Source organism: Enterovirga sp., assembly GCF_035325185.1.
Classification (GTDB): Bacteria; Pseudomonadota; Alphaproteobacteria; order Rhizobiales; family Beijerinckiaceae; genus Enterovirga.
The window spans coordinates 1-25,463 of record NZ_DAOLAJ010000023.1 but is presented as its reverse complement, the minus strand read 5'-3'; the positions used below and the strand labels follow the sequence as shown (position 1 = coordinate 25,463).

Annotated in this window: 19 protein-coding genes; 11 read left to right on the top strand and 8 right to left on the bottom strand. The window is 68.4% G+C overall.

What is annotated here, in order from left to right; all coding sequences use genetic code 11:
• Positions 1–57: 57 nt before the first annotated feature.
• A complete protein-coding gene (locus PKD06_RS06845) occupies positions 58–1,620 on the bottom strand; it encodes an autotransporter outer membrane beta-barrel domain-containing protein (RefSeq protein WP_324378912.1) in 1,563 nt (520 codons plus the stop codon).
• 528 nt (positions 1,621–2,148) lie between these two features.
• Between PKD06_RS06845 and PKD06_RS06840 the strand changes: the two genes are divergently transcribed.
• On the top strand, positions 2,149–4,428 hold the full coding sequence (locus tag PKD06_RS06840) for a tetratricopeptide repeat protein (RefSeq protein WP_324378910.1): 2,280 nt from the start codon (positions 2,149–2,151) through the stop codon (positions 4,426–4,428).
• Between the two features lie 13 nt (positions 4,429–4,441).
• On the opposite strand, the gene PKD06_RS06835 is transcribed toward PKD06_RS06840, so the two are convergent.
• Positions 4,442–5,983 carry an adenylate/guanylate cyclase domain-containing protein gene (locus PKD06_RS06835; RefSeq protein ID WP_324378907.1) on the bottom strand — a complete coding sequence of 514 codons (1,542 nt, stop codon included), beginning with the start codon at positions 5,981–5,983 and terminating at the stop codon, positions 4,442–4,444.
• A 214-nt stretch (positions 5,984–6,197) separates the two neighbouring features.
• Between PKD06_RS06835 and PKD06_RS06830 the strand changes: the two genes are divergently transcribed.
• From PKD06_RS06830 to PKD06_RS06800, 7 genes are all read left to right on the top strand, one after another.
• Entirely contained in the window at positions 6,198–6,554 is a 357-nt protein-coding gene (locus PKD06_RS06830) for a hypothetical protein (protein WP_324378905.1), read from the top strand.
• A 497-nt stretch (positions 6,555–7,051) separates the two neighbouring features.
• Positions 7,052–8,071, top strand: a complete 1,020-nt coding sequence (dctP, locus tag PKD06_RS06825; protein WP_324378903.1) for a TRAP transporter substrate-binding protein DctP — start codon at positions 7,052–7,054, stop codon at positions 8,069–8,071.
• 12 nt (positions 8,072–8,083) lie between these two features.
• Positions 8,084–8,638: a TRAP transporter small permease gene (locus PKD06_RS06820; protein WP_324378901.1), complete on the top strand. Its 555-nt coding sequence runs from the start codon at positions 8,084–8,086 to the stop codon at positions 8,636–8,638.
• Positions 8,635–9,990 carry a TRAP transporter large permease gene (locus PKD06_RS06815; RefSeq protein ID WP_324378899.1) on the top strand — a complete coding sequence of 452 codons (1,356 nt, stop codon included), beginning with the start codon at positions 8,635–8,637 and terminating at the stop codon, positions 9,988–9,990. Before PKD06_RS06820 ends, PKD06_RS06815 begins: the two co-directional genes overlap by 4 nt.
• Before the next feature lie 78 nt (positions 9,991–10,068).
• Positions 10,069–11,289, top strand: coding sequence for an MFS transporter (locus tag PKD06_RS06810; RefSeq protein ID WP_324378955.1), 1,221 nt, complete (start codon positions 10,069–10,071; stop codon positions 11,287–11,289).
• 87 nt (positions 11,290–11,376) lie between these two features.
• Complete coding sequence (locus PKD06_RS06805; RefSeq protein WP_324378897.1) at positions 11,377–11,910, top strand: cytochrome b; 534 nt, start codon at positions 11,377–11,379, stop codon at positions 11,908–11,910.
• An 89-nt stretch (positions 11,911–11,999) separates the two neighbouring features.
• A complete protein-coding gene (locus PKD06_RS06800; RefSeq protein WP_324378895.1) occupies positions 12,000–13,148 on the top strand; it encodes an acyl-CoA dehydrogenase family protein in 1,149 nt (382 codons plus the stop codon).
• Between the two features lie 121 nt (positions 13,149–13,269).
• Here PKD06_RS06800 and citF read toward each other — a convergent pair whose 3' ends face one another.
• From citF to paoA, 5 genes are all read right to left on the bottom strand, one after another.
• Positions 13,270–14,805, bottom strand: coding sequence for a citrate lyase subunit alpha (gene citF / locus PKD06_RS06795; protein WP_324378893.1), 1,536 nt, complete (start codon positions 14,803–14,805; stop codon positions 13,270–13,272).
• A gap of 85 nt (positions 14,806–14,890) precedes the next feature.
• Complete coding sequence (locus PKD06_RS06790) at positions 14,891–16,141, bottom strand: class I SAM-dependent methyltransferase (protein ID WP_324378891.1); 1,251 nt, start codon at positions 16,139–16,141, stop codon at positions 14,891–14,893.
• Positions 16,142–16,341: 200 nt separating this feature from the next.
• Positions 16,342–18,549 (bottom strand): aldehyde oxidoreductase molybdenum-binding subunit PaoC, encoded by a 2,208-nt coding sequence (paoC, locus tag PKD06_RS06785; RefSeq protein ID WP_324378889.1) that lies wholly within the window; start codon positions 18,547–18,549, stop codon positions 16,342–16,344.
• Between the two features lie 3 nt (positions 18,550–18,552).
• On the bottom strand, positions 18,553–19,503 hold the full coding sequence (locus PKD06_RS06780; protein WP_324378887.1) for a xanthine dehydrogenase family protein subunit M: 951 nt from the start codon (positions 19,501–19,503) through the stop codon (positions 18,553–18,555).
• The gene (paoA, locus tag PKD06_RS06775; RefSeq protein WP_324378885.1) at positions 19,500–20,108 is read right to left on the bottom strand and encodes an aldehyde dehydrogenase iron-sulfur subunit PaoA; all 609 of its coding nucleotides are present in this window, start codon (positions 20,106–20,108) and stop codon (positions 19,500–19,502) included. Before paoA ends, PKD06_RS06780 begins: the two co-directional genes overlap by 4 nt.
• Before the next feature lie 771 nt (positions 20,109–20,879).
• Here paoA and PKD06_RS06770 point away from each other — a divergent pair.
• From PKD06_RS06770 to PKD06_RS06760, 3 genes are all read left to right on the top strand, one after another.
• Positions 20,880–21,686 (top strand): zinc ABC transporter substrate-binding protein, encoded by an 807-nt coding sequence (locus tag PKD06_RS06770; RefSeq protein WP_324378883.1) that lies wholly within the window; start codon positions 20,880–20,882, stop codon positions 21,684–21,686.
• A 71-nt stretch (positions 21,687–21,757) separates the two neighbouring features.
• Positions 21,758–22,378 carry a DUF1007 family protein gene (locus tag PKD06_RS06765; RefSeq protein ID WP_324378881.1) on the top strand — a complete coding sequence of 207 codons (621 nt, stop codon included), beginning with the start codon at positions 21,758–21,760 and terminating at the stop codon, positions 22,376–22,378.
• Positions 22,375–23,508, top strand: a complete 1,134-nt coding sequence (locus PKD06_RS06760; RefSeq protein ID WP_324378879.1) for a nickel/cobalt transporter — start codon at positions 22,375–22,377, stop codon at positions 23,506–23,508. The genes PKD06_RS06765 and PKD06_RS06760 overlap by 4 nt, the downstream gene beginning before the upstream one ends.
• Before the next feature lie 71 nt (positions 23,509–23,579).
• Here PKD06_RS06760 and PKD06_RS06755 read toward each other — a convergent pair whose 3' ends face one another.
• The gene (locus PKD06_RS06755; protein ID WP_324378876.1) at positions 23,580–25,385 is read right to left on the bottom strand and encodes an ATP-binding protein; all 1,806 of its coding nucleotides are present in this window, start codon (positions 25,383–25,385) and stop codon (positions 23,580–23,582) included.
• Positions 25,386–25,463: the final 78 nt, after the last annotated feature.

The window sequence follows — 25,463 nt, the reverse complement described above, 5'->3', positions numbered from 1 at the left end:
GCGGGAGGAGCCCGGACTCAACCGGCCGCGCCTCCCGCCTTCATCCCATATAGTGTCTTACCACTGGTAGCGGATCCCCCCCTTGCCGCCGGCACCGAAGAGGTCCTTGCCGCCCCGGACGTCGCCCTGGACGAAGGCCGTCCAGCCGCTGCCGAGATCGGCAACCACCGTCAGGATGCCCTGGCCGCGCAGCAGGCCCTGCTGGCGGATGTTGATCACCGAGGAGCCGGCCACGCCGATCTGGGAGGTCGTCGCTCCGAAAGCCCCGTTCGGCGCGAAATCGACGAAGCCGCCCGTCACCGTCACGTCGCTATAGGCGAGGCCCGTGAGGATCGGCGTGATCCGCATGCCGGCATATTCGAATTCCCAGCCGAGGCGCGCGCCGCCCTGGACGCGGAGGAGATGGCCGTTGGCGAGGCCCAGAGCCGAGGCGCTGGAGGAGTAGTCGGTCCAGCGGGCCTGGATGCCGGCCGTCGGCTCGATCCAGAAGCTGTCCCACAGCGGCACCCGATAGTTGATGTTCGCGACGAGGCTGTGGTTCACCAGCGACGTCTTGCCCTGGCCGGCGACGAGCGCATTCTGCGGGGCATTCTGCGTCAGCGCGCCGTTATAGTCGAAGGTCGCGCTATAGGCCTGATTGTCGGTGAAGCGTTCCGTGAGGTTGAGGAAATCCGCCTTGTACAGGACGTCGAGCGACACAGGCCCGTTGAAATAGGTCGCGAAGCCGCCAACCGAGCCGCCCGACGCGTGGGCGCTCAAGGAGCTCGAGCCGCCATTGGCCAGCGACGCGTCGAAAGACAGGATCTGCGACGAGATCTTGACATTGCTCTGGAGGAAGCCGCCGAGCACGCCGACGATCAGGCCGTCGTCCTGGCTGAAGATGCCGCGGGTGGTATGGTCGATCCCGCCGATCGCGCCGAAGGATGTCGCGTTGCTCTTGCTCACGATCTGCAGCGGCACGACGAGGGTGGGGCCTTGGCCCGGATCTCCGAGCGGGCCAGGCATGACGTACCGCAGCGAGGATCCGGAGGTACCGTTGCGCTCCTCGTAGTCACCGAAACCCTGTCCGAAAACGCCGAAGCTCGGCGCCAGCTCGGCCTGGACGAAAGCGGGAACGGCGACAAGACCGCTATCGACCGGCTCCTCGGCGACGGGCGTCCGCACGCGAACCATCCTATTGCCGCGCTTGACGACGCGGGTCTCCATCCGCTTCCGGGCGCGGGCCGGGCCGGCCTCGCTGCGGGCGCGCACGGAGTCCGGGATCCGGGTGCGGGCCGGAAGCTGGGAATCCCCGCGGGACTGCGCTCTCGGGGGCGCCTGGCACTGCCCTCCGATTCGCACCGTTCCAGCCGGGCAGGCGAACTGCGCCCCCTGGCGGCGCTCGGTGACCATCCCGCTCGCGGCGCGATTCGTGGATTCGGTGCTGCCCGAGGCGAGGTCGCTGAGGCTCTGGCTCCCGAGCGCTGCTCCCGAAAAGGCGCCCGTGCCGTTGTCGCCGTTGGTGCAGCGGCCGGTGGCCATGGCGAAGGCGGCCCCGCTGCCCCCAGGCGGCACGCCGGGATTCGCCGGGCAGAACAGGGATTGGGCATGCGCCTCGCCCCCGGCGAATGACCCGGCCAAGAGCCCCGCCGCCACGAGCAAGGCCTGCCCGCTTCCTCGCCCCAACTTCGCCATCTCGCCGCCCCCGCGTTCCTTGAGTCGCCACCTCCATAGCCGAGTTCCGCCACATTTGGCGTCATCCGCATGCAACACTGCCGAAGCAATCGTGCGGTATAGGGCAGACGGGAACGTTGGAGGCGCGGAAGCCGGACGCGATCGACCAGTTGTCGTCTGCCCATTCCAGACACCTCGTGAGGCAGCCGCCAGGATCGCCCCGACCGGCCCGACGGGCCGCCGCCACGGGGGCCGACCGGTGATCTGCCGCGCCGGGTCGGATACGGGAACTAAACTGGCGCCGGCGGGTTGACGCGGCGGAATTCGCCCGCAGAAGGTTCATCACAGCCTCTAAGGCGGAAGGCCATGATACCCTGGTTTTCGATCGGCGCCCTCCGGTCTGTGTGCGGATGGCCTTCCCGGTGCGGCTCGGCCCTTCGCGGGATCGCCGCCGCGGCGACGCTTGCGGGACTCGTGGCGTTGCCGGAAATTGTCGTGCCGCCGGCCCTTGCGGCAAGCCCGGCGAGCGACGAGGCGGCCCTTTGCGCGCGAGCCGTCGCCGACCCGGATGTGGGAATCCCGGCCTGCACCCACCTGATCGACAATCCACCTCCGGGCACGCCCCTCGCCGACCTCTATCTGCGGCGTGGAGGCGGATGGTTCGCCAAGGGTGATTTCGCCGCGGCGATCCGCGACTACGACCAGGTCGTCCAGCGCGCGCCGAATTCCTATATCGGCTACCAGAACCGGGGCCTGGCCCGCCACCGGCTCCGGCAGTTCGACGGCGCCCTGGAGGATTTCAACCGGGCGCTGCGGCTCGCGACCGTCAAGGCACCGCTCTACAACGCCCGCGGCGCCGTCCTCAACGACCAGAGCGAGTTCGACCAGGCGATCCTCGACTTCAACCGGGCCATCGCGGCCGATCCGAAATTCGTCCGCGCCTATCTGAACCGGGGCTGGGCCTATCACCGCAAGCGCCAGCTCGACCGCGCGCTCGACGATTACGGGAGAGCCGTCGAACTCGCCCCGAAGGAGACGCGCGGCTACATCAACCGCGCGGGCGTGCGCATCGACAAGGGGCAATTCGAGGAGGCCGTGGCGGATTGCAGCACGGCGCTCGAGATCGATCCGTCCTCGGCCGAGGCGCTCACCTGCCGGGGCGAAGCCTACCGCCTCATGGGCTCCTACGACCGCGCGCTGGCCGATCACACCAAGGCCATCGAACTCGATCCCGACGGATCGAGCGCCTACAACAATCGCGGCCTCGTCTATCGCGACAAGGGAGACCTCGAGCACGCGTCGGAGGATTTCGGCGCGGCGCTCCTGCGGGACCCGCGCGACGACCGCGCCTATGCCAATCGCGGCGAGATCTGGCGGCTCCGGGGCGATCTCAACCGCTCGCTCGCCGATCTCGTCAAGGCGGTCGGCATCAACGGCGCCTCGCCCGTCTCGCTGACCTTGCGCGGCGACACCTATCGCGAGCGCGGCGAGTTCGACCGCGCCTTCGCCGACTACAACGCCGCCATCCAGCTCGTCGGCGACTATGTGGCCGCCTATACGGGGCGCGGGCTCACCTACGAGGCGAAGGGCGATCTCGCCAAGGCACGGGCCGATTTCCAGAAGGCTCTCTCCTTCCCCTCCAATATCGATGCCGAAAAGGCGAAGCCGGCCCAGACGGTCGCCCGCGCCCGCCTCGAGGCCATCGCCAAGGCCGAGGCCGAGCAGGCCGAGGCCGCCAAGCTCGAGGCGGCGAACCGGGAGGCCGCGCGCGCCCAGGAGGCCCGCAAGGCCGCCGAGGCGAAGGCCGCGCAGGCCCGCGAGCGGGAGGCGAGCCTCTCCCGCCGCAAGGCCACCAAGTCGGAGATCGAGGCCGCGCGCCGTCAGGCGAAGGAGGAAGCGGAGCGGGCGATCGCGGCCGCCAAGGAGGAGGCCAAGAAGGCCAGCGAGGCCCAGATCGCCGCCTACCGGGCGGAGGCCGCCAAGCGCGAGGCCGAGCTGAAGGCGGAATACGCCCGCATCCTGGCCGCCCAGGCCGGGGCCGGCGCCAAGAGGCGGGCCGCTCCGCGCGACCCGGGCCGGCGCGTGGCGCTCGTCATCGGCAACTCGAACTATGCGCAGTTCAACCCGCTGCCCAATCCCGGACGCGACGCCCGAGCCATCGCGGCGGCCCTCAAGAAGGTCGGCTTCCAGAGCGTGAAGCTGGTCGAGAACGTGGGCCGCGAGGCCATGCTGAACGCGCTCAAGGATTTCGAGGACGAGGCCGAGAAGGCGGATTGGGCCGTCATCTACTTCGCCGGCCACGGCATCCAGATCGGCGGCGACAACTACCTCATTCCCATCGACGCCAAGCTGAAGGCCGATCGCGACGTGCAGGACGAGGCCGTCTCCCTCGACCGCATGCTCTCGACGGTGGCGCAGGCCCGCAAGCTGCGCATCGTCATGCTCGACGCCTGCCGGGACAATCCCTTCGCCACCCAGATGCGCCGGACCCTCGCCTCGCGCTCGATCACGCGCGGGCTCGCCATGATCAACGAGCCGCCGGGCGGCACGCTGATCGCCTATTCGGCCAAGGCCGGGCAGACGGCCCTCGACGGAACGGGGGCGAACAGCCCCTTCGCCGAAGCGCTCCTGCGGCGCATGGCGGAGCCCGACCTCGAGATCAACATGCTGTTCCGGCAGGTGCGCGACGACGTCATGCGGGCCACCGACATGCGCCAGGAGCCCTTCGTCTACGGCTCGCTTCCGGGAGAGGATTTCTACTTCCGGGTCAATTGAGCCGGAGCCGTCCCTACCGGCTCTCGACCGACCGGATCGGGGCGGGGATCGGCGCGACGCGATCGCCCTCGCGCAGGAAAGGCCCGGCCCGCTGGACGACCTGGTCGGAGGCCGTGAGCCCCGACCGGATCTCGACCTCGTTGGCCGAGGACGAGCCGGTCACCACTTGGCGCGCCTCGATGACGTCGTTCACCGCGACATAGACCACCGTCGCCTCGCCGTCATGCATCACCGCGGCGGTCGGGACCGCGAGGCCGCAGCTCTCTCCCACCTGCACGGTGCCGCGTCCGAACAGGCCCCATTGCAGGTCCGGGTTGCGGCCGACGCCGATGGTCGCGCGGCCGAGCTGGCTCGCGATCTCGACCGATCTCGAAATGAGCGCCACCTTGCCGGAGACCGCCGTGCCGCCCAGGGGCTTGATCTCGGCCGGCTGGCCCACTTTCAGCCTGTCGAGCCCCTCGGCCGGGATATCGGCGGCGAAGTCCATCTTTCCGTCGGCGATGATCGTGAAAAGGGGCGGCGCCGAGATGCCGGCCGGCATGCCGACCATCGCCGTGCTCTTGCCGACGACCCCCGCCACCGGCGCGCGGATCGCCGTCGCGGCGCCCTCGCCCAGTCCGATCGGAGCCACCTTGGCCAGCGTGTCGCCGGCCCGAACCTCGGCCATCGGCTTCACGTCCACCTGCAGGACCTGCACGCCGTCCGCCTCGGGCCGGACCTCGACCTCGCGATGGGGAACGAAGCGCCCGGTGACGCGGACGACGTCGTTGAAGCAGCGCTGGGTCGGACGCGCGACCGTGATCGCGAGCGCGACCCGAGGCGGCGCCGGCACGGCATCCGCCTTCCGCTCCCGTTTCAGGAACGGGGCGATCTCGGGGAGCTTGTCGCGGTAATAGAAGGCGGCGCCCCCTCCCCCGAGCAGGAGAAGGAGGACCGCGAGGGCGAGAAGGGGCCCGCCCACGCCCCCCTCCTCGGGATCGGTGGGCAGGCGCACGCGATACACTTCCACGGGCTTGGCGATGTTCTTCAGCCGCTGGCGGCCCATGAACCGCATCCGGGAGGGAACCTTGTTCCCGACGGCATCGTGCACGGAGCGCGAGATGGAGATGCCGCCCGGCTCGGCGATGCCTTCGAGCCGCGCGGCGATATTGACGCCGTCGCCGAGGAGATCGCCGGCGCTCTGGACGACGTCTCCGACATTGATCCCCATGCGGAACTGAAGCCGCTCGGTCGGCGCCAGGCTCTCGTTGAGGGCGCGATGCGCCGTCTGCACCTCGAGCCCTGCGCGGAGCGCCGCGACGGCGCTCGGAAACTCCGCCAGGATCGCGTCCCCGGCGGTGTTGAACACCCGCCCCCTGTGCCGCTCGATCGTATCCCTGAAGATGCGGCTGTACTCGCCCATGCGACGAAGAGTGCCCTCCTCGTCATTGGCCACCATGCGCGAGAACCCGGCTATGTCCGCAGCGAGAATCGCAGTGATGGTGCGCGGCAGCGATTCGTCTTCGAGGAGGCCGGGCTGCGCGGGACCGCTCGCAGGATCAGGATCGTCATTCACGTCGGACGACACACCTTCGATAGGGCCGCAAGGCTCGAAGCCGAAGTTGAAAAGAGTTACGTCTCACGAGAGCGGCGAAGTCAATCTTCGATTGGTCTTTCCGTCTCCGTCGGGTCTCAGGGACAAAATGACACGGATCGGAGGCGCACGGTCCCCTTGCCCCCGGGGAGCACGGCTGCAAAGCTGTTGCGACCGGCGCGGTCGGAGAGCGGCTGTGAGATTTTTTGCCGTTGGCTTGGCTCTCGTTCTCTCGGCCACGACTTCTGCCGAGAGTCCGGCGCAGCCGACCGTGGAACAGCAGCGGAGGGCCTGCACGCCCGACGCGCTGCGGCTCTGTGCGCACGAGATTCCCAATCTTGCGCGCATCATTCAGTGCTTGCGCGACAACAAGCCGAACCTCAGCGCGGAATGCCGCTACATGTTCGATGTCGCGGAAAAACGTCAGCCCGCCGCGCGGCGCTCGCTGTCGAGAGCCGAGGACGGCCGGGTGTGGTGCACCCCTGCGATCCCCGGCGAGCCTCCGTCCGATGTCTGGTCCGCATGGTGCGCGGAAGCGGGCGCTGCGCGCTAGCAATCCGCGACCGAAGCTCGGAGGGGGCAAATCATTCCGCCGCGGCGGAGCCATTTCATCTCGGCCGAAAGGCGCAGCGCTCCCGGCCGCGGGCGGCGCCGCTTTCTCTCGCAAGTCGCCACTCGCGCCAAAAAAGCTTCTGGCCCTCTTCTGAGATTTCTTCTCCAAAGCTGTATAGCAGAATCCAGTGTGCGTCCCTGAAAATGGGAAACCTGCCTTCGGAAAAGACCATGATCAACTGAAAACCAGCGCCATAGTGACGATGCAACGACACGCCATCATGGCCAGAAACCCATCACGACTCTTGGGCAGAGCCCAAGAGCAGGGAGGCGATCGAGAGAAACACCGCTCCCGCGGTCTGCGTGGCCGGGCGCGCGAAGGGTTTCTTGTGGCTCGAAATCCGCTAGAGAACGTCTCGGGGCGAGAGCGCCCGCCTCGGCGGAGCGTTCCGAAACACCACCTGCCCGCACAGCGAGGCGGGATTTCGGGAGGACGAGATGACATTCACCCGGCGGCACATCCTGGCGGGCGGCCTGGCGGCTCCCGCGCTGGTCGGCGCCGCGGGCCGCGCGCAGGCGGCACGCACGCTGAAGATCTCTCACCAGTTTCCGGGCGGCACGATCGACGAGGGCGATTTCCGCGACCGCGCCTGCCGCATCTTCGCGCGCGACATCGCCAAGCGGACCGGCGGCTCCCTGACCGCGGAGGTCTTTCCGAATTCCTCGCTGATGAAGACGAACGCGCAGTTCTCCGCCATGCGCAAGGGGGCGCTCGACATGAGCCTCTACCCGATGCCCTATGCGGGCGGCGAGGTGCCGGAGCTGAATATCGGGCTCATGCCCGCGCTCGTGACCTCCTACGAGCAGGCGGCGGCCTGGAAGAAGGCGCCGGTCGGGCGGATGCTGACGAAGATCCTCGAGGACAAGGGCATCGTCATGCTGTCCTGGATCTGGCAGGCGGGGGGCGTGGCGGCACGCGAAAGGGCCATCGTCGTGCCCGACGACGCCAAGGGCCAGAAGGTCCGCGGCGGCTCGCGGGAGATGGACCTGATGTTCCAGCGCGCGGGGGCGGCGGTGCTCTCCCTGCCCTCGAACGAATCCTACGCCGCCATGCAGACCGGGGCGGCCGACGCCATCCTGACCTCCTCGACGAGCCTCATCTCCTTCCGCCTGGAGGAACTGGCGAAGCACCTGACGACGGGGCGCGGCAAGTCCTATTGGTTCATGTGCGAGCCGCTGATGATGTCGAAGGCGGTCTTCGACAGCCTGACCCCGGCCGAGAAGGAGGCCGCCATGGCGGTCGGCGAGGAGATCGAGGCGTTCGGCTTCAAGGGCGCGAAGGAGGATGACGAGCGCGTCGCGCAGGTCTTCGCCAAGGCGGGAGCCAAGACGCACGACCTCGACGCCGCCACGATCGAGAAATGGCGCGTCATCGCCCGCGAGACCGCCTGGAAGGACTACGCGGCCAGGAATGCGAGAAGCGCGGAGCTGCTCAAGCTCGCCGAAGCCATGATCTGAGGTTCCGCGCAGATGAAGGAAGCGGCCGCAGCCCCGCCCGCGGGCGAGGGGGAAGCTCTCGCCCATGTCCCGGTTCTCGCCGGCTTCGCGCGCGCCTTCGCGATCTTCGAGCGGCTGCTCGTGATCCTGTGCTCGCTCGCGCTGGTCGGGGCGAGCTGCATCCTGTCCTACAGCGTCATCGCGCGGCACTTCTTCCAGGCGGCGACCTATTGGCAGGACGAGGCGTCGGTCTTCCTCATCGTCGGCGCGACCTTCCTGTCCGCGGCCCATGTCCAGGCGCGGCGCGGGCATGTCGGGATCGAGGCGCTGGCGGAGATCCTGCCGCCGGCCGCGAACCGCATCCGCTCGTTCCTCGTCGATCTCGCGAGCTTCGCCTTCTGCGCCTTCTTCGCCTGGAAATCCTGGACCCTGTTCCACGAGGCGTGGGTGGACGGGCAGACCTCGTCCTCGACCTGGGGTCCGCCGCTCTGGGTCCCCTACAGCCTGATGGCGCTGGGCATGACGCTTCTGTCGATCCAGATCCTGCTGCAACTCGTCGCCGCTCTGCCGGGGGGAGAGAAGCGATGAGCACGCTCGCCGTCAGCCTCCTCTACGGAGGGGCGACCTTCGCCGTCATGTTCTCAGGGATGCCGATCGCCTTCGCGCTGGGCGCGGTCGCGGTCCTGTTCATGCTGTTCTTCATGCCGGGCGCCTCGCTCGATACGGTGACGCAGAACGTCTACGAGGAACTGGCTTCCATCACGCTGCTCTCGATCCCGCTCTTCATCCTGAAGGGCGCGGCGATCGGCAAGTCGCGGGCCGGGCAGGATCTCTATTCGGCCATCCATGCCTGGATGTACCGCATCCCGGGCGGACTCGGCATCGCCAATGTCTTCGCCTGCGCGCTCTTCGCCGCGATGGCAGGCTCCTCGCCCGCCACCTGCTCGGCCATCGGCTCGGCCGGCATCCCGGAAATGCGCAAGCGCGGCTATTCGGGCAGCTTCGCGGCGGGGCTGATCGCGGCGGGCGGGACGCTCGGCATCCTCCTGCCGCCCTCGATCACGATGATCCTCTACGCGGTCGCGGCGGAGCAGTCGCTGGGCCGGCTGTTCCTGGCAGGGATCGGGCCGGGCCTGCTCCTCGTCAGCCTCTTCGCGGGCTATGCGATGATCCGCTACCGCCGCGAATACGCCGCCGCGCAGGCCGTCGCCGAGGCCGGGGGAGAGCGTTCCGAAATCCTGCGCGACGAGAACCTGACCTTCCGCGAGCGGCTGGGCGCGCTGCCGCGCGTCCTGCCCTTCGTGATCCTCCTGACGGGCGTCATGGTCGCGCTCTACGGCGGCTTCGCGACCCCTTCCGAAACCGCAGGGCTCGGGGCCATCATGGCGCTCGCCCTGATCGCCATGATCTACGGCGTCTGGACACCGCGCGACCTCGCCCCGATCCTGACCTCGACCTTGCGCGAATCCACCATGCTGATGCTGATCATCGGCATGTCGCTCCTCTATTCCTATGTGATGAGCTACTTGCAGATCAGCCAGTCGGCGGCGGCCTATATCGTCTCGCTCCAGCTGTCTCCCTGGCTGCTTCTGGCGACAATCCTCGTTCTCGTCGTCGTGCTCGGCTTCTTCCTGCCGCCGGTCTCCATCATCCTGATGACGGCCCCGATCATCCTGCCGCCGCTCAAGGCGGCAGGGTTCGACCTCATCTGGTTCGGCATCGTCATGACCATCGTGATGGAGATGGGGCTGATCCATCCGCCGGTCGGACTCAACATCTTCGTCATCCGCAACATCGCGCCCGACATCCCGCTCGGCTCGGTGATGCGCGGGACGCTCCCCTTCGTCGGGCTGATGATCCTCGCCGTCCTGATCCTGTGCTTCGTGCCCGCGATCTCGACCGGCTTTCCGGACCTCGTGATGGGCCGGCCGGGACGCTGAGGGCGAGGCGGAAGCCGCCGGATGCGATAGAGCGTGACGACGATTCGACGAAGCGTCGTCACGCTCCAGAGGCAGACCATGTCGCAGCTTGCAGCCGCCACCGGGCCGGAGGCCCCGGACCGCGCGGGGACCGCAAACGTCGTCAGGCTCGCCGTGGCCCAGGCGCTCGCGGGCGCCAATTCCGTGGTCGCCTATGCGACCGGGGCGATCATCGGCAGCATGCTGGCGCCGAGCCCGGTCCTCGCGACGCTGCCCCTCTCCGTCTTCGTGGTGGGCATGGCCGCCTGCACGCTGCCGGCCGGGGCCATCGCCCGGCGCCACGGCCGCCGGGCCGCGTTCCTCGCGGGGACCGCCTGCGGCGTGATCGTCGGCCTCTTCTCCGCCCTGGCCGTTTTCATCGGCTCGTTCTGGCTGTTTTGCCTCGGCGCCTTCTTCGGCGGGGCCTATGCCGCGGTGGTCCTGTCCTTCCGCTTCGCCGCCGCCGATTGCGTCCCGCCGGAGCGGCGCCCCCGCGCGCTCTCCGCCGTCATGGCCGGAGGCGTCTTCGCCGGCGTGCTCGGCCCGCAGCTCGTCACGCACACGATGAACCTCTCGCCGCCCTACCTCTTCGCGGCCACCTTCCTGGCGCAGGCCGCCGTGGCTGCCGTCTCGGCCCTGGTCCTGCTCGGCGTCCGGCTGCCGAAGCCGACCGCCCATGAACTGGCGGGCGGGCGTCCCCTTTCGATCATCGCCCGCCAGCCCCGCTTCGTCACGGCGGTGATCTGCGGCGTCGTCTCCTACCTGCTGATGAACTTCCTGATGACGGCGGCGCCCCTCGCCATGCACCTGTGCGGCCTGTCGCAGGAGGATGCCAATCTCGGCCTCCAATGGCACGTCATCGCCATGTACGCGCCGAGCTTCTTCACGGGCCGGCTGATCACGCGGTTCGGCGCGCCGCGCGTGGTGGCGAGCGGCCTGGCCCTGACCGCCGCTTCCGCGGCCGTGGGCCTCACCGGCATCGACGTCGCGCATTTCTGGCTGACCCTGACCCTGCTCGGCCTCGGCTGGAATTTCGGCTTCGTGGGCGCCTCCGCCCTCGTCCTGGAATGCCACCGCCCCGAGGAGCGCACGCGCGTGCAGTCGCTCAACGATTTCCTGGTCTTCGGGACCATGGCGCTCGGCTCCTTCTCCTCAGGCGGCCTGCTGGCCCGCTACGGCTGGGACGCAGTGCTCTGGATCTCGTTCCTGCCGCTCCTGCTCGCCGTCGCCGCACTCGCCTGGGCGAGGACGGGACGCATATCCGAGGCCGACCCGCCGTGAAGGCCCGGCCGCGCCGGACCGTCGCGCCCGGGCCGGCAATGCATTAACGTCCCGTTCGAACCACCAGGGAGCGGACGGCCAAGCAACATGACCCACTGGCTCGATACACCGACCCGCTACGGACGCATCAGCCGCGGATTCCACTGGCTCATGGCGGTGCTTTTTGCGTGGCAATTCGCAGGCGCCCTTCTCTACGTGAGCCTCGGCGATACCCCGCTCACCCGTTTCGTCGGGGGAAGCCATTTCACGATGGGCTTTGTCCTTTTCGTCCTCGTGCTGCTCCGCGGGAGCTGGGGGCTGATGAACCTGAAGCGGCGCCCGGGGCATGAAGGTCCGCTCGGGCGGGCCGCGGCCGCCGGACATGCGGCGCTCTATGCGCTGATGATTTTCGTGCCGGGCCTCGCGCTGCTGCGCCAATATGGCTCGGGAAAGGGATTTTCACCCTTCGGCATCACGCTCATGTCCCCCCGTCCCGAGAAGATCGAGTGGCTGATGGCGCCCGCCAACCTGCTCCATTACTGGCTCGGCTTCAGCCTCATGGCGCTCATTGCCGGTCACATCGTCATGGGTTTCGTCCATCATGCGCTTCTGAAGGACGGCGTCCTGAAGCGCATGGCGTGATTGCCACTGCCGCGGCGGCGACAACCCGCGCGGGAAGGAGCGGAGAAAATATGCCGATTGCGTCCACGGGACCGATGGAATCGGAACCGATGCCGCGTGCGGGTGACCATTCGACCGACGCGGTCGCCGGCCGGAAGGAGTTCGAGCGCTTCTTCGGCAGCCTCGAGCAGAGCCTGGGCGGCCTCGCGGACGAGGTTCCAGACCTCCACGGGTCTTTTCCGTCCGCCGCGATCGACAGGCTTCGCGCGGCGGGAATTCTCAGCGCCACCCTTCCCGAGGCCGCAGGCGGCCTCGGGCTCGGAGAACCCCGCAGATCGGATCTTCTGAAACGCCTCCTCGTCCGCATCGGACGCTGCGACCAGATCCTGGGGCGTCTCTACGAGGGCCATGTGAACGCCCATCTCCTCGCGTTCCGCTTCGGCGACGAGGAGACGCGCGGGCGCGTCGCGGCGGATACGAGGGAGGGACACCTCTTCGGCGTCTGGAATACCGAACCCTCTCCGGGAGGCGTCGAAATCGATTCCGGGTCCGGGGTTCTGCGGGGACGGAAGATCTACGCCTCGGGCGCGGGCTTCGTCACGCGGCCCCTGGTGACGGCCTCGGCGAAGGGACGAGGCCAGATGCTGATCACGCCCCTCGAAGAGGGCGAGAGGGCGGATCTGAGCGGCTGGCGCGCCAGGGGCATGCGGGCGAGCGCCACAGGACAGGTCTCGTTCGACGGCTACCCGCTCGATCGGGCGATCCGGGTCGGAAAGCCCGACGATTACGTCGAGCAGCCGTTCTTTTCCGCCGGCGCCTGGCGCTTCCTGGCCGTGCATCTGGGAGGGATCGAGGCGGTTCATCTGGCGCACAAGGCTCATCTCGTCCGGCTGAGCCGTCATGAGGATCCGCATCAGCTGGTCCGGCTGGGCCAGTCGGCCATCGCGGTCGAAACCGCACGCGCCTTCGTCGGCCATGCCTGCTCCCTCGCCAACGGAACGGGATCGGCCGATGCCCGCTCGACCATCGCCTATGTCAACCTCGCCCGCGCGGCGGTAGAGCGCGCAGGACTCGACGCGATCGAGCTTGCCCAGCGCTCGGTCGGCCTCGCTTCGATGATCGAGAACCATCCGCTCGAACGCGTCACGCGCGATCTCGCGACCTATCTGAGGCAGCCGGGCCCGGATCACGCCCTCACCGAAGCGGCGCGCCACCTCTTCGAGATCGAAGGCTGCTATCTGCCGCCCGAGCGGCGGTGATCGGGCGAAATCAGATAGATCAGCCCGGCCCGTTCTCTCTCCCGGTCGTCATCAGGGCTATCGCATCTGGCGGTTTCCGCCAGATGCGATAGCCCTACGATCGTCATGGCCCGAAGCGGGATCAGGCGGAGGCGCGCACGACGTCGATGACCGTGCCGTCGCGGTATTCGACCACGGCGACGATCCGCCCCCCGCCGGCTCGCGGCGGAGACGGATCGCCTCCGGCCCGCCGCTGCGACTTGCTCCTCAATTCCTCGATCGTGCAGAGCGGCAAGCCCGCCGACGCGAGGCGGTCCCGCAGGTCGGCGCGGCGGGGATTCACCGCCACGCCCTCTTCGGTCACGACCGCGTCGATGGTCTCTCCGGGCGTCGTGACCGAGGCCACGCAATCGACGATCTTGGGATGGTGGCGCGCCGCGAGCTGCGTCGTCACGAGCGCGAGCTTCGCTCCGGCCGCCGTGTCACTATGGCCGCCGGACCCGCCGATGATGACGCCGCTGGAGCCGAGCGTCACGTTCACGTTGAAGTCGAGATCGACCTCCGCGGCGCCGAGGATCATGACGTCGAGAAGATTGACGACTGCGCCCCGGTTGTGCGGGTTGGCGTACATTGAGGCCGACATGGCCTGGTGCGCGGCGTCGCGCCGGTAGGATTCGACGGCCTTCAGGTCGAAGCACTGGACGTTGAAAAGGGAGCGGAACAGGCCGGCCTCGAACATCTCGACCAGGGTTCCGGTGATGCCCCCCGCCGCGAAGCTGCCGGTGATCCTCTTCGCCGCCATGCGCTCCCTGAGGCAGGCCGCGACCGCCAGCGACACCCCGCCGGCGCCGGTCTGGAACGAGAAGCCGTCCACGAGGAGCCCCGACGCCTCCACGACATCCGCCGCGGTCGCGGCGATCTTCAGCCCTTCCGGCTTGTCGGTGACGCGGGTCGTCCCGGAGACGATCTGGCGCGGATCGCCGATCGAGGGCACCTCGACGACGAAATCGACATCGTCCTGGGTGATGTCGATCGGGCAGGCCGGATAGGGAACGAGGCAATCCGTGATCGCGACGACGCGGTCGGCGTATTTCACGTCCACCATGGGATAGCCGAGCGTCCCGCAGGCTGATTTCCCGCCGACGCCGTTGAGGTTCCCGTAGATGTCCGCTGTCGGCGCCGCGACGAAGGCGACGTCGATATGAATGTCGCCCGCCTCGATGGCCCGGGCGCGGCCGCCATGGGTCTGCATGACGAGGGGCCTTTGCAAGAATCCCCGCGCGACGGCCTCGGCGACCGGGCCGGACAGATAGGCGGTGGCGAGGCCCGTCACGACGCCGCTCTCGATATGGCCCGCCAGCGGCGCGTGGACGGGGAAGACCGAGCTGGCCGCGACCCGGATGTCGCGAAGCCCGAGCGAGGCGATCTCGGCCATGACGGCCCGCAGGACGTCGTCGCCGTTCCTGAGGTGATGATGGAAGGAGATCGTCGCGCCGTCCCTGAGCCCGCATGCCCGGATCGCCGCGCGGATGCTCGGCAGGACCTTGCCGATTCCGGGCCGGGCGCTGCACACCTTGACCGCCGCACGCGTCGCGAGGCCGATATGGGCGAAAGCGCCCGTGAAATGCTTCACGGGTCCATAGCCTTCGATGAAATCGGGAACCGGCGGCTGGGTCACAAGGAGGTCTCCGGCATCGGCATGTCCAGGCTGGCCAAGCTCTCACAATGCGCCCCGGCCGCATAGACGTTCGGCAGTTTGCGGCTCAGCCGGGTTGCGCCCGGGAGACCGGATCCGCTTCCTTCATCCTCAGGAGGATCTGGTCGTGGCGCCAGAGCTGCTCGACGAAATCCCGGATCGAACTCTGCGGCCGGAGATGGACGGCGAGGCTCCGCGCCGTCCGCCGCCCGTCGATCGCCTCGACGAAGCGCTTCTGCCCGGCATCGATCGGCAGGTAGATATCCGTATCCGTATGGCTGCGGTTCAGCAGCACGCCCGCCTTTCCCGGCGGCAATTTCTCCTCGATGCAGACCGAATCCACGACCCGTAAGGGGACGGCGTCGAGCCAATCGTCGCCCGCGAAATCAATCTTCCGCCCACCCGAGTGATCGTCGTCCCGGCAGAGGACCGCGCTGTGCCGGAGCATCGTGCCGCGATACAGCTCCATGGCCGCATATTGCGTCTCCGGGCCGAGTTGCGCGAGCCGGGCATAATGCGGCGTGCCGCGCGGGGCGCCGCAATGGGGCAGATAGGGCGCCTGCCGTCTCCATCGGCTGAAAAGCAGGCGGTTCCGCGCCGCGAAGGCGAGGAATTGCGGCACGGAATACGGACGGTCCCGCGGGTGCAGCAGCGCATCCGCGAGGCCCGCATCGTAGCGAAAATCCGGCGAGTTCCTGAGGAGCGGCCAAAGCGGATGCCCGGCGGGCAGCAGCCTCAGGGCCGAGGCCAGGTCCCGGATGCCGGCGGTCGTCGCCTCGATCCCGATGAGCCTGCCGTATTCCTGAAGCAGGTAGATGCCCGCACGTCCGTAGGGCGCATAGACCATCAGGAGCATCCGGCCCTGCGGCGCGAGCGCCTCGCGCAAGGCGCGAAGGCCGGCATCGGGATCGGGCAGATGGTGCAGCACGCCGGTGCAGACGATCTGGTCGAAAGTCTCGCCGAGCCGCCCCGCCTCCTCGACGGGAAGGCGTCTCAGCTCCAGGTTCGCGAGCCCGTGCTTCTCCTTGAGGGCCCGCGCATGGGCGATGCTCGCCTCGCTGACGTCGATTCCGACGACGCGCGCCCTCGGCCAGCGCAGCGCGTGCCTCGCCGCCTGGGCCGTCCCGCAGCCCGCGACCAGGATGGAGCGCTCTTCCCGAAAGGCGCGGGACGGCCAGAGAAGATGATATTCCTCCAGCCTCTCGGCCTCGCTCTCCGCGTCGGGCCGCAACTCCTCCACGGGCCGCGGATAGGGATGGCGCTCGTAGAAGTCGCGCACGGCCGTCGCGACCGCTTCCGCATCGGGGCTCGGGGACATCGCTTCACGTTCCGGCGCCGGATGGCGGGGCCTCTTCTTCCCCTATTTCCGGCTCCCGAGCCACCGGATCGCATCGTCGATTCCGCCCGCCCCCATGACGCGGAAGCGCTTCGGGCTGCGCGGCCTGCCGCATGCGATGCACGGCCCCATCCTCGGGGCGACCTTGGAGCATGCTGCGCTTCCTCGGACTCTCTAAACCCTCAGACCTGTTCCGGGAGCCGGTCGAGCAGCTTGTCGAGCGTGATCGGGTAGTCGCGCACGCGGATGCCGGTGGCATTGTAGACCGCGTTGGCAACAGCGGCACCGACTCCGCACAGCCCGAGTTCGCCGACCCCCTTGGCCTTCATCGGCGAGGAATAGGGATCGGCCTCGTCCAGGAAGATCACCTCCTGGTGCGGGATATCGGCATGGACCGGCACCTCGTAGCCGGCGAGGTCGTGATTGACGAAGAAGCCGCGCCGCGTGTCGACGGCCAGCTCCTCCATCAGCGCCGCGCCGACGCCCATGGTCATCGCCCCGATCACCTGACTGCGCGCCGATTTGGGATTGATGATCCGGCCGGCCGCGCACACCGCCAGCATGCGCCGCACGCGCGTCTCGGCGGTATGCATGTCGACGCCGACCTCCACGAAATGGGCGCCGAAGGTCGATGACTGGCGGCTCTGGGCGAGGTCGCCGTATTCGATCCGATCCTCGGCGACCAGCTCGCCTTCGGATGCCGCCGACGCCAGCGGCGCCGATCGGTTGCCCGACCGGACCTCGCCCTCCGCGAACACCGCATCGGCCGAATTGAAGCCCAGCCGCCGCGCGACGCGGTCCCGCAGCTTCACGCAGGCCGCGTAGACTCCGGAAGTCGAGCTGTTGGCGCCCCATTGGCCTCCCGATCCCGACGAGACGGGGAACGAGGAATCGCCGAGCCGGACCGTCACCCGTTGCAGCGGAACGCCCATCATCTCGGCGGCCGTCTGCGCGATGATGGTGTAGGAGCCGGTGCCGATATCGGTCATGTCGGTTTCGACGGTGACGACGCCGTCCCGATCCAGCCGAACCCGGGCGCCGGAGGGGCTGACCAGATTGTTCCGAAATGCCGATGCGACCCCGATGCCGACCAGCCAGCGGCCGTCCCGCACTCGGCCCGGCTTGGGGTCGCGCCGGCTCCAGCCGAAACGCTCGGCGCCGATCCTGAAGCACTCCGCGAGGGCGCGCTGCGAGAAGGGGCGCGCCGGGTTTTCCGGGTCGACCTGAGTGTCATTGCGCAGGCGGAACTGGATCGGATCGAGGCCAAGCTTCTCGGCCATCTCGTCCATCGCGACTTCGAGGGCCATCATGCCGGGCGCCTCGCCGGGCGCGCGCATGGCATTGCCTTCGGGCAAATCCAGATGGGCGAGCCGCATCGAGGTCATCCGGTGAGCCCCGGCATAGAGCAGGCGCGTCTGTCCCACCGTCGTCTCGGGCGAGCCGCCCGGCAGATTGCCCGACCAGCTCTCATGCCCGATCGCGACGATCCGGCCGTCCCGCGCGGTGCCGATGCGGATCCGCTGGATGGTGGCGGGCCGGTGGGTCGTGTTGTTCGCCACGAGCGGGCGCTGCATCGCCACCTTGACGGGGCGCCCCGCCGCACGGGCCCCCAGCGCCGCCAGGATGGCATCGGCGCGCACGAAGAGCTTCGATCCGAACCCGCCGCCCACGAAGGGCGACATCAGGCGCACGTTTCCGGCCGGAACGCCCAGGGTCCGGGCCACGTCGCGTGTCCCCCAGGCGATCATCTGATTGGACGTCCACAGCGTCAGCTTGTCGCCGGACCAGACCGCGAGCGATGCATGGGGTTCCATCATCGCGTGGCTTTCGTCCGCGGTCGTGTAGGTCGCGTCCAGCCGCGCCGGGGCGTTCCTGAACGCGCCGTCGAAATCGCCGACATGGGTGGCCGGCGGGCCCCAATAGCCCGTGCCCGCCATCGGCGCATCGCTCCTGCCGGCGGCCAGGTCGAAGCGGCCCGGCTCCTCGACGTAATCGATCTCGATCCGGGCGGCCGCGTCGCGCGCCTGCTCGAAGGTCTCCGCCACGACCAGCGCCACCGCCTGATGGTAATGGTCTATCTGCGGACCGCCGAGCAGCTTCGCCGCGTTGGCAGCCGCCTTGCCGAGCCTGCCGGCGCTGTCCGCCGTGACGATGGCGAGGATTCCGGGCATTGCCCGAGCCGCCGCGAGGTCCATCGCGCGGATGCGTCCCTTGGCGATCGTGGCGCCGACGATGACGCCATAGGCCGGGTTCGGCGCCGCATCGTGCCATTCATAGGCGTAGTGCGCGCGGCCGGTAACCTTCAGCGGGCCTTCGATCCGGCTCGTCGCCTTGCCGACGACCTTGAGCTGGTCGATCGGGTTGGTGCCGGCGGGGGTGTCGAATCTCATGGCTCAGCTCCTCGCCTCGGTCAGCACGGCCTCGAGCGTGCGCTCCGCGAGCTTCAGCTTGAACGCGTTGTCCCGCGTCGGATTGGCGCCGGCGAATACGGCGGCGGCCGTGGGGCGGGCGCCGCGAGGCAGATCGGCCTCTGCCGCCTCCACGCGCCAGGGCTTGGGCGCCACGCCGCCGAAGGCCACGCGGCCGCTGCCGTCCCTCTGGATGATCGCGGCGACCGAGACCAGCGCGAAGGCATAGGAGGCGCGGTCGCGGACCTTGCGGTAGATTTGCTTGCCGCCGGCGGGCTTGGGCAGCGTGACCGCCGTGACGAGTTCGCCGGGGGCGAGCGCGTTTTCGACCTGCGGCGTCTCGCCGGGCAGCTTGTGGAATTCCGCGACGGGAATCCGCCGGGTGCCCCCTTCGGGCGCGACCGTCTCGACGACGGCGTCCAGCACCCGCAGGGCCACGGCCATGTCGCCGGGATTGGTCGCGATGCAGGCGCCGCTGGTGCCGATCACCCCGAGCGGCCGGCTGAACCCGCCGATCGCGGCGCAGCCCGAGCCGGGCCGGCGCTTGTTGCAGGGCTGGCCGGGATCGTAGAAATACGGGCAGCGGGTGCGCTGAAGGAGGTTGCCGGCCGTGGTCGCGCGGTTCCGCAACTGCCCGGAGGCGCCAGCCAGGATCGCCCGCGACAGCACCCCGTAATCCCTCCGCACGCGCATGTCCGCGGCGAGATCCGTGTTGCGCACCAGCGCGCCGATCCGAAGGCCGCCCTCGGGCGTCTCCTCGATCCGGTCGAGATCGAGGCCGTTCACGTCCACGAGATGCGCCGGCGTCTCGATCTGAAGCTTCATCAGGTCGAGCAGATTGGTGCCGCCGGCGATGAACTTGGCGTCCGGCCGAGCGGCAACCGCCTTCGCGGCCTCGGCGGGGGTGGCGGCGCGTTCATAGGTGAAAGGCTTCATCCCTGCCTCCCGGCCACCTCGGCAATCGCCTCGACGATGTTGGAATAGGCGCCGCAGCGGCAAATGTTGCCGCTCATCCGCTCGCGGATCTCCGCGTCGCCGAACTCGACGGGAGCGTTGAGATCGGCCGTGACGTGGCTCGGGATGCCGGCCCTGATCTCCTCCAGGACGGCCACCCCCGAGCAGATCTGCCCCGGCGTGCAGTAGCCGCACTGGAAGCCGTCATGCCTGACGAAGGCGTCCTGCATCGGATGCAGGGCCTCCGGCGAGCCGAGCCCCTCGATCGTGGTGATCCGGCTCCCCGGATGCATCACCGCGAGCGTCAGGCAGGTATTGATGCGGCGGCCGTCGACGATCGCCGTGCAGGCGCCGCATTGGCCGTGGTCGCAGCCCTTCTTGGTGCCTGTCAGGTGCAGGTGCTCCCGCAGCGCGTCGAGGAGCGTCGTCCGGGGATCGAGCCGGAGGGCTCGGGCCTGACCGTTGACCGTGAAGGCGATCTCCATGACCTGTCCCTCCGAGGAAACGCGCTCTCCCTCGGCCGCCGCCGGCAGCCCCACAGCCACGGCGGCGCAGGTCGCCGCCGCAAGCGACGTCCGCCGGGTCATTGCGGTTGGATCCTTGTCGTGCGGCATAATCCTTCCTCTCGTCGAATGAAATTGGCCGCCGCCATGCCGGCCCGGAGGGCGCTCGCCTGGCGGTGACGCATGAAACTTGGTCTTGTTCCAAAATATGCCGCATCGACTCGTCGCACGAGGTGCGCAATCGCGCAGCCGTGCTCGCCGACCATCGGCAGCGTCATGGCGCAAAGCTCTCCGATCCTGTCGCGATCGCGTCGTCCGGCCGGAGCGGAAAAGCTTCGCGCGGCGTGCCCGTCATGGCGTTCGGATCGCATGCTCGAAAGCCTGCCCGCGCGGATCTCAGGGCGTGACCGGAAGACGCGCCGCACTGTCGCCGCAATCGAGGTCGATGCGGGGCATGTTATTTTATAACATGCCCACATGCGAATCTGCGCTTCAGGACCGGGGAAGGTCTCCCTGCCCAATCGGATCGATCCGCTTCATCGAGGCCTCGAACGTCCAGAGGCTCGTGCGGCAGATTGCGGCAGCGGCGGGAGCACGTCCCGGCGGCGGGCTCCCTGCCGAAGGCTTGTCGCCCACGTCCGGACCTGATCCAAGCTATCTCCGAGTGTTCCGGCACAAAATCGATCAGATTTTACAGGAAACGACGACGCCGTAAAGTCGACACGGCGGATTACGCCCTTCTATCATCGACCAAATACATTGTCGTAATTATGCCACCCTTGAGGTAGATGGCACCCGCTACTCCGCTCGAGAGATTCCATGACATTTCCAGGACGACTTTGGAATGCATGCACGATGCTTGCGGCCTCGCTCTGCGCGGCGAATGCCGCGATGGCGGAACCGCTGCGGGTCGGGGTCTCCGAGCATGTCTATGGGGATCTGGCCCAGCAGATCGGCGGCCCCGCGATCTCCGTCGTGTGGCTTCGGCCGAATCCGGCTTCGCCCCTGCCGCATCTCGACCTCGTCATATGCGGCTGCGCGGGGAAGGACGCCTGGCTGCGCGACGCCACCCGGCGAGCGTCCGGGCCGCCGGGCCTCATCGAGGCGTCTCCTCCCTCCGCGGGCGGCCGGTCCGAGCCGGAATTTCCGTGGTACGACCCTCCGACCATGGAGAAGCTGGCGCGAAGGCTGGAAGCGGAGCTGGCGCACCGCATTCCACGCGAGGCGCCGCGGATCGCCGCGAACGCCGCCCAGGCCATGGCGGCATTCGAGACCCTCGATCGCCGGATCGGCGAGGTCGCGAGAGACTATGCCAATTCCGACGTCATCCTCGCCGACAACCTGTACCGGGGCATCACCGAGCGGCTGCGGTTCAAGATCCGCGACGAGGACTACCTCCAGACCGTCGAGGCCGGCAAGCCGCCTTCCACGTCGTCGCTCGCCGGCCTGAAAAAGGCCCTCCAGCGGCAAACCGGCGGCATCCTTCTGTACGACAAGGATCGGGCGGGACCCGCCGTCGAGGAACTGGTCGCCGCCGCGGGCGACGACGGGGTTCCGGCCGTCGCCTTGCGGGAGCGGCTGCCCAAGGGCCTGCACTACCAGCAATGGATGCTGCGGCAGGTGAACGCCGTCCACGGCGCCCTGAACGAGGCTGCTCCATGAAATCCGACACGACGTTCCCACGCGCCGGGACGGTGCTCCGGGGGATCGCTGCGAGCCTCCTCGCGGCCGCGATGCTTCCGGCTTCGACTGGCCCGGCCAGCGCCCATCCTCATATTCTGGTCGAAGCGCACGCCGAGATTCTGTTCAATGCGCAAGGCCAGATGGTGGCCGTGGCCAATACCTGGGATTTCGACGACGCCTTTTCCGCCTTCGCGATCCAAGGCTATGACAGCAAGGGTGACGGCATCCCCACAAGGGCCGACTTGCAGCCCTTGGCCGAGGTCAACCTCCAGTCTCTTGCCGAATACGGCTATTTCACGAAATTGAAGGTGGCCGGCGCTTCGGTCTCTTTCGGCGATCCGAAAGACTATTACGACGTTTTCGCGAACGAGAAGCTGACGCTGCATTTCACCCTGCCGCTGGTGAAACCCCTGGATGTCCGCGGCAAAGCCGTCGAGATCGACGTCTACGACCCGGATTATTTCGCGGCGATCACCTTCGGCAAGGAGCAGCCGGTGAAGCTCGGGGGCCACAGCGCAGGCTGCGAGAGTTCCGTTCACCGCCCGGAACCGCTCGATTCCGGGATCGCCAGCCAACTCGCCGTGATCCCCGCCACTCAGCGCAAGCTTCCTCCCGGATTGTTCGCGGTCACGAACAAGCTCGTCAATGCGACAAGGGTCACGTGCAAATGACGTCTCGACGTTCCCGGACTATCGCCGCGCCCTCCGCGGCGACGTTCCTGCGCGGGGCGGCCTTGGCGCTGGCATGCCCCTCCTTCGCGTGGGCGGGCGGGGCGAGCCCGTTCGGCGCCGGCCTTCCCGATGGCGGCATTCCGGGGGCGGCCTGGTTTCCGCGCCTGGCAGGCACGCTGATCTCGCTCCAGTTCTATTTCAACCAGCATATCACCGCCGCGGTCCGCGACATGCGCCACGACGGGCGAGCGCTCTGGACGCTGCTGGGCCTGTCGTTCCTCTATGGCATCGTCCACGCCGCGGGGCCGGGCCATGGCAAGGCCGTGGTGTCCTCCTATATCCTGGCCAACCGCCAGACGCTGCGCAACGGCATCGCGCTCGCCTTCCTCTCTTCGCTCGCCCAGGCGGTCTGCGCGATCGTGCTCATCCTGCTGGCCACGCTGGTCCTGCGCATGACCAGCGTCTCGATCACGAACACGACTTTTCGATTCGAGATCCTGTCCGACATCCTGATCGTGCTGCTCGGTGTCTGGCTGATCTGGAGCAAGGTCCTGCGGCCCGCGCGGTTTCCGAAGCTCGATGTCGTGCCGGCAGGCGCGGCATGGCAGGCGGGACGCGTTTCGGATCGATCCGCATCTTCGGCAAGGCCGAGATGTCAGGCCGTCGATCTGGACGATCCGGCGGTGCTCGCCGCGCAAGCCGAGAGCATGCATCGTGCGTCGCCGGCCGATGATCGTGACGGCCGCCTCCATCTCCGATGCGGCTGCGGCCATGCGCATATGCCCGATGCCGGCGTTGCGGCCGGATCGCTCGATTGGCGAAAGGCCTGGACCGTCGTTGCCTCGACGGCTTTGCGGCCCTGCACGGGCGCGCTGATCGTCCTGGTGTTTTCCATCTCCCAGAAGATGCTGTTCGCGGGAATCGCGGCCACTCTCGTCATGGGCCTCGGCACCGCGATCACGGTCGCCTCGCTGGCGGGCCTCGCCGTCTCCGCCCGCCACACCGCATCGGTGCTGACCCGCGCCGATGGTCCGCGCGGGCGCCGGGTCGTCCGCGCCGTCGAAGCCTGCGGCTCGATCGCCGTCTTCCTGTTCGGCACCTTGCTGCTGCTCGGCAACGTCCTTCCGTAGCCCAGTGCGCCCGGGACATGGCCCGGATGGCGAGGCCGAGGCCGCTCGCGGCCTTCTTCAGCCCATCGCGCCTATTCCTTCCGGCGCGAGGGAAGCATGATCGACATGGTGGTGCCGCCGTCGCTGTTGCGGCGGGCCGACAGCCGCCCTCCGAACTCCCTCACGATCCGGGCAGCCAAGGCCAGTCCGAGGCCGAGCCCCTTGCCGGGTTTCTTCGTCGTGAAGAACGGCTCGAACATGAGGCGGGCGATCTCCGCGTCGATCCCTTGTCCCGTGTCGATCACTTCGATGGTCCATCCGTCCTCCGTCCCGGTCGAGGAAAGGACAAGATCCCTGCGCGGCGACGTCTCCATGGCGTCCAGGGCGTTGGTGATGAGGTTGATCATGACCTGTTCGAGCCTGACGGGCTCCGCCTCGACGATCGCGGCCTTGTCGATGACATTCTCGACCCGGACATTCTCCTTGCGGATGCGGCTCGCCAGCAACGTCAGCGCCTCGGCCGTGATCGCGGCCACATTGACGGGCTCCAGCCGGCCGGGCGCGCTTTTGCGCGCGAAGGACCGCAGATGGCTGGTGGTCGTGGTCATCTTCTGGGCGAGGCGCTCGATGTTGCGCAGGACGGCTTCGACCTCGCCGTGCTCCTTCTGCTCGGCCAGGCGCTGCCCGCTCTTGGCGAAGGTTCGGACGGCGGAGATCGGCTGGTTGATCTCGTGACAGATCGCGGCCGCCATCTGCCCGAGCGCGGACAGCTTGCCGGCCTGGATGACCTCCTCCTGCGCGGCCGCCAGGGCGTCCGCCGCGCGCTGGCGCTCGAGCATCTCCGCGACGAGCCGGCGATTGCTCTCCCTCAATTCCTGCGTTCTCTGGTCGATGCGAAACTCGAGCATCCGCTGATGATCGCGCTCTTCGCGCAGGCGCAGGACGCGCTGCCTCCAGGCCGCCAGCAGGGCGAGGAGGGCGACCAGCGTCACGCCGGCGAGGGTCGTCACGAAGGCGGCGCGGATGCGGGCCTGGGCGACGGGGACCATGTACCGCAACGTCCAGCCGAGCTCGGGGATCGGCATCGAGACCAGGCGAAATTCGCGGATCCCCTTTCCCGGAACGTCGAGCGGGATCGTCTCGTCCCCGGAGCCGAGCCGGTCCACCGTCGAGACGGGGGACAGGGAACTGGCCCCGTATTGCCGCGACTCGCGCAGCCGCACGAGAACGCTTTCGGGGAGAGGCGTCAGGGGGCGGTACTTCCAGTTGCCCACATTCGTCAGGAAGATGACGCCGTTCTCGTCGGTGAGGGCGACGCTGTCGGTGGAGGCGGACCAGTCCGCTTCAAGCGGCTCGAGGTCGACCTTGACGACGATCACCCCGATGACCTGCGTGCCGTTCCGCAGGGGCGAGGCGAGAAAATAGCCCGGCGCCCCCGTCGTGACGCCGACGCTGAAATGGCGCCCGCGGCCATGCAGGAGGGCATCGCGGAAATAGGGACGGAACGAATATTCCTCGCCGATGAGGCTGCCCGGCGTGTTCCAGTTGCTCGTCGCCCGGGCGACGCCCTTGGCGTCGAGGATATAGATCTGGGCCGCTGCGGAGAACTCGCCGATGAGTTCGAGCCTGCGGTTGAGCTTCTCGACCAGGGACGGATCATCCCGCTCGTGCAGCAGGGATTGCAGATCCCGGTCGGTGGCCAGCACCGCGGGAAGATAGTCGAAGCGGGAAATCTTGTTCCTGAGGCTGCTGGCATAGATGGCCAGCCGGCTCCGTCCCTCGGACGAGAGCCGTTCCAGCCCGTCGCGAAAAGCCAAGAGATAGCAGGCGGACAGCGCCGCGACCGCCGCCGCGACGAGAGCGGCGATGGCAAATGCGCGCTGCCGGGGCCGCTCCATCGCCTCCTCCCGTCATCGCTCCTGAAGGAGCTTGTCTGCGATCATCTTGCCGATGGGAATGGCGGATGTCGCGGCGGG

What these genes read in the sequence shown, in the direction of transcription:
- PKD06_RS06810 (WP_324378955.1), top strand. Translation starts at nt 10,069, where the DNA reads ATGTCGCAGCTTGCAGCCGCCACCGGGCCGGAGGCCCCGGACCGCGCG.
- PKD06_RS06815 (WP_324378899.1), top strand. Translation starts at nt 8,635, where the DNA reads ATGAGCACGCTCGCCGTCAGCCTCCTCTACGGAGGGGCGACCTTCGCC.
- PKD06_RS06805 (WP_324378897.1), top strand. Translation starts at nt 11,377, where the DNA reads ATGACCCACTGGCTCGATACACCGACCCGCTACGGACGCATCAGCCGC.
- PKD06_RS06820 (WP_324378901.1), top strand. Translation starts at nt 8,084, where the DNA reads ATGAAGGAAGCGGCCGCAGCCCCGCCCGCGGGCGAGGGGGAAGCTCTC.
- PKD06_RS06790 (WP_324378891.1), bottom strand. Translation starts at nt 16,141, where the DNA reads ATGTCCCCGAGCCCCGATGCGGAAGCGGTCGCGACGGCCGTGCGCGAC.
- paoC (WP_324378889.1), bottom strand. Translation starts at nt 18,549, where the DNA reads ATGAGATTCGACACCCCCGCCGGCACCAACCCGATCGACCAGCTCAAG.
- dctP (WP_324378903.1), top strand. Translation starts at nt 7,052, where the DNA reads ATGACATTCACCCGGCGGCACATCCTGGCGGGCGGCCTGGCGGCTCCC.
- PKD06_RS06780 (WP_324378887.1), bottom strand. Translation starts at nt 19,503, where the DNA reads ATGAAGCCTTTCACCTATGAACGCGCCGCCACCCCCGCCGAGGCCGCG.
- PKD06_RS06760 (WP_324378879.1), top strand. Translation starts at nt 22,375, where the DNA reads ATGACGTCTCGACGTTCCCGGACTATCGCCGCGCCCTCCGCGGCGACG.
- PKD06_RS06755 (WP_324378876.1), bottom strand. Translation starts at nt 25,385, where the DNA reads ATGGAGCGGCCCCGGCAGCGCGCATTTGCCATCGCCGCTCTCGTCGCG.
- PKD06_RS06770 (WP_324378883.1), top strand. Translation starts at nt 20,880, where the DNA reads ATGCTTGCGGCCTCGCTCTGCGCGGCGAATGCCGCGATGGCGGAACCG.
- PKD06_RS06800 (WP_324378895.1), top strand. Translation starts at nt 12,000, where the DNA reads ATGCCGCGTGCGGGTGACCATTCGACCGACGCGGTCGCCGGCCGGAAG.
- paoA (WP_324378885.1), bottom strand. Translation starts at nt 20,108, where the DNA reads ATGACCCGGCGGACGTCGCTTGCGGCGGCGACCTGCGCCGCCGTGGCT.
- PKD06_RS06765 (WP_324378881.1), top strand. Translation starts at nt 21,758, where the DNA reads ATGCTTCCGGCTTCGACTGGCCCGGCCAGCGCCCATCCTCATATTCTG.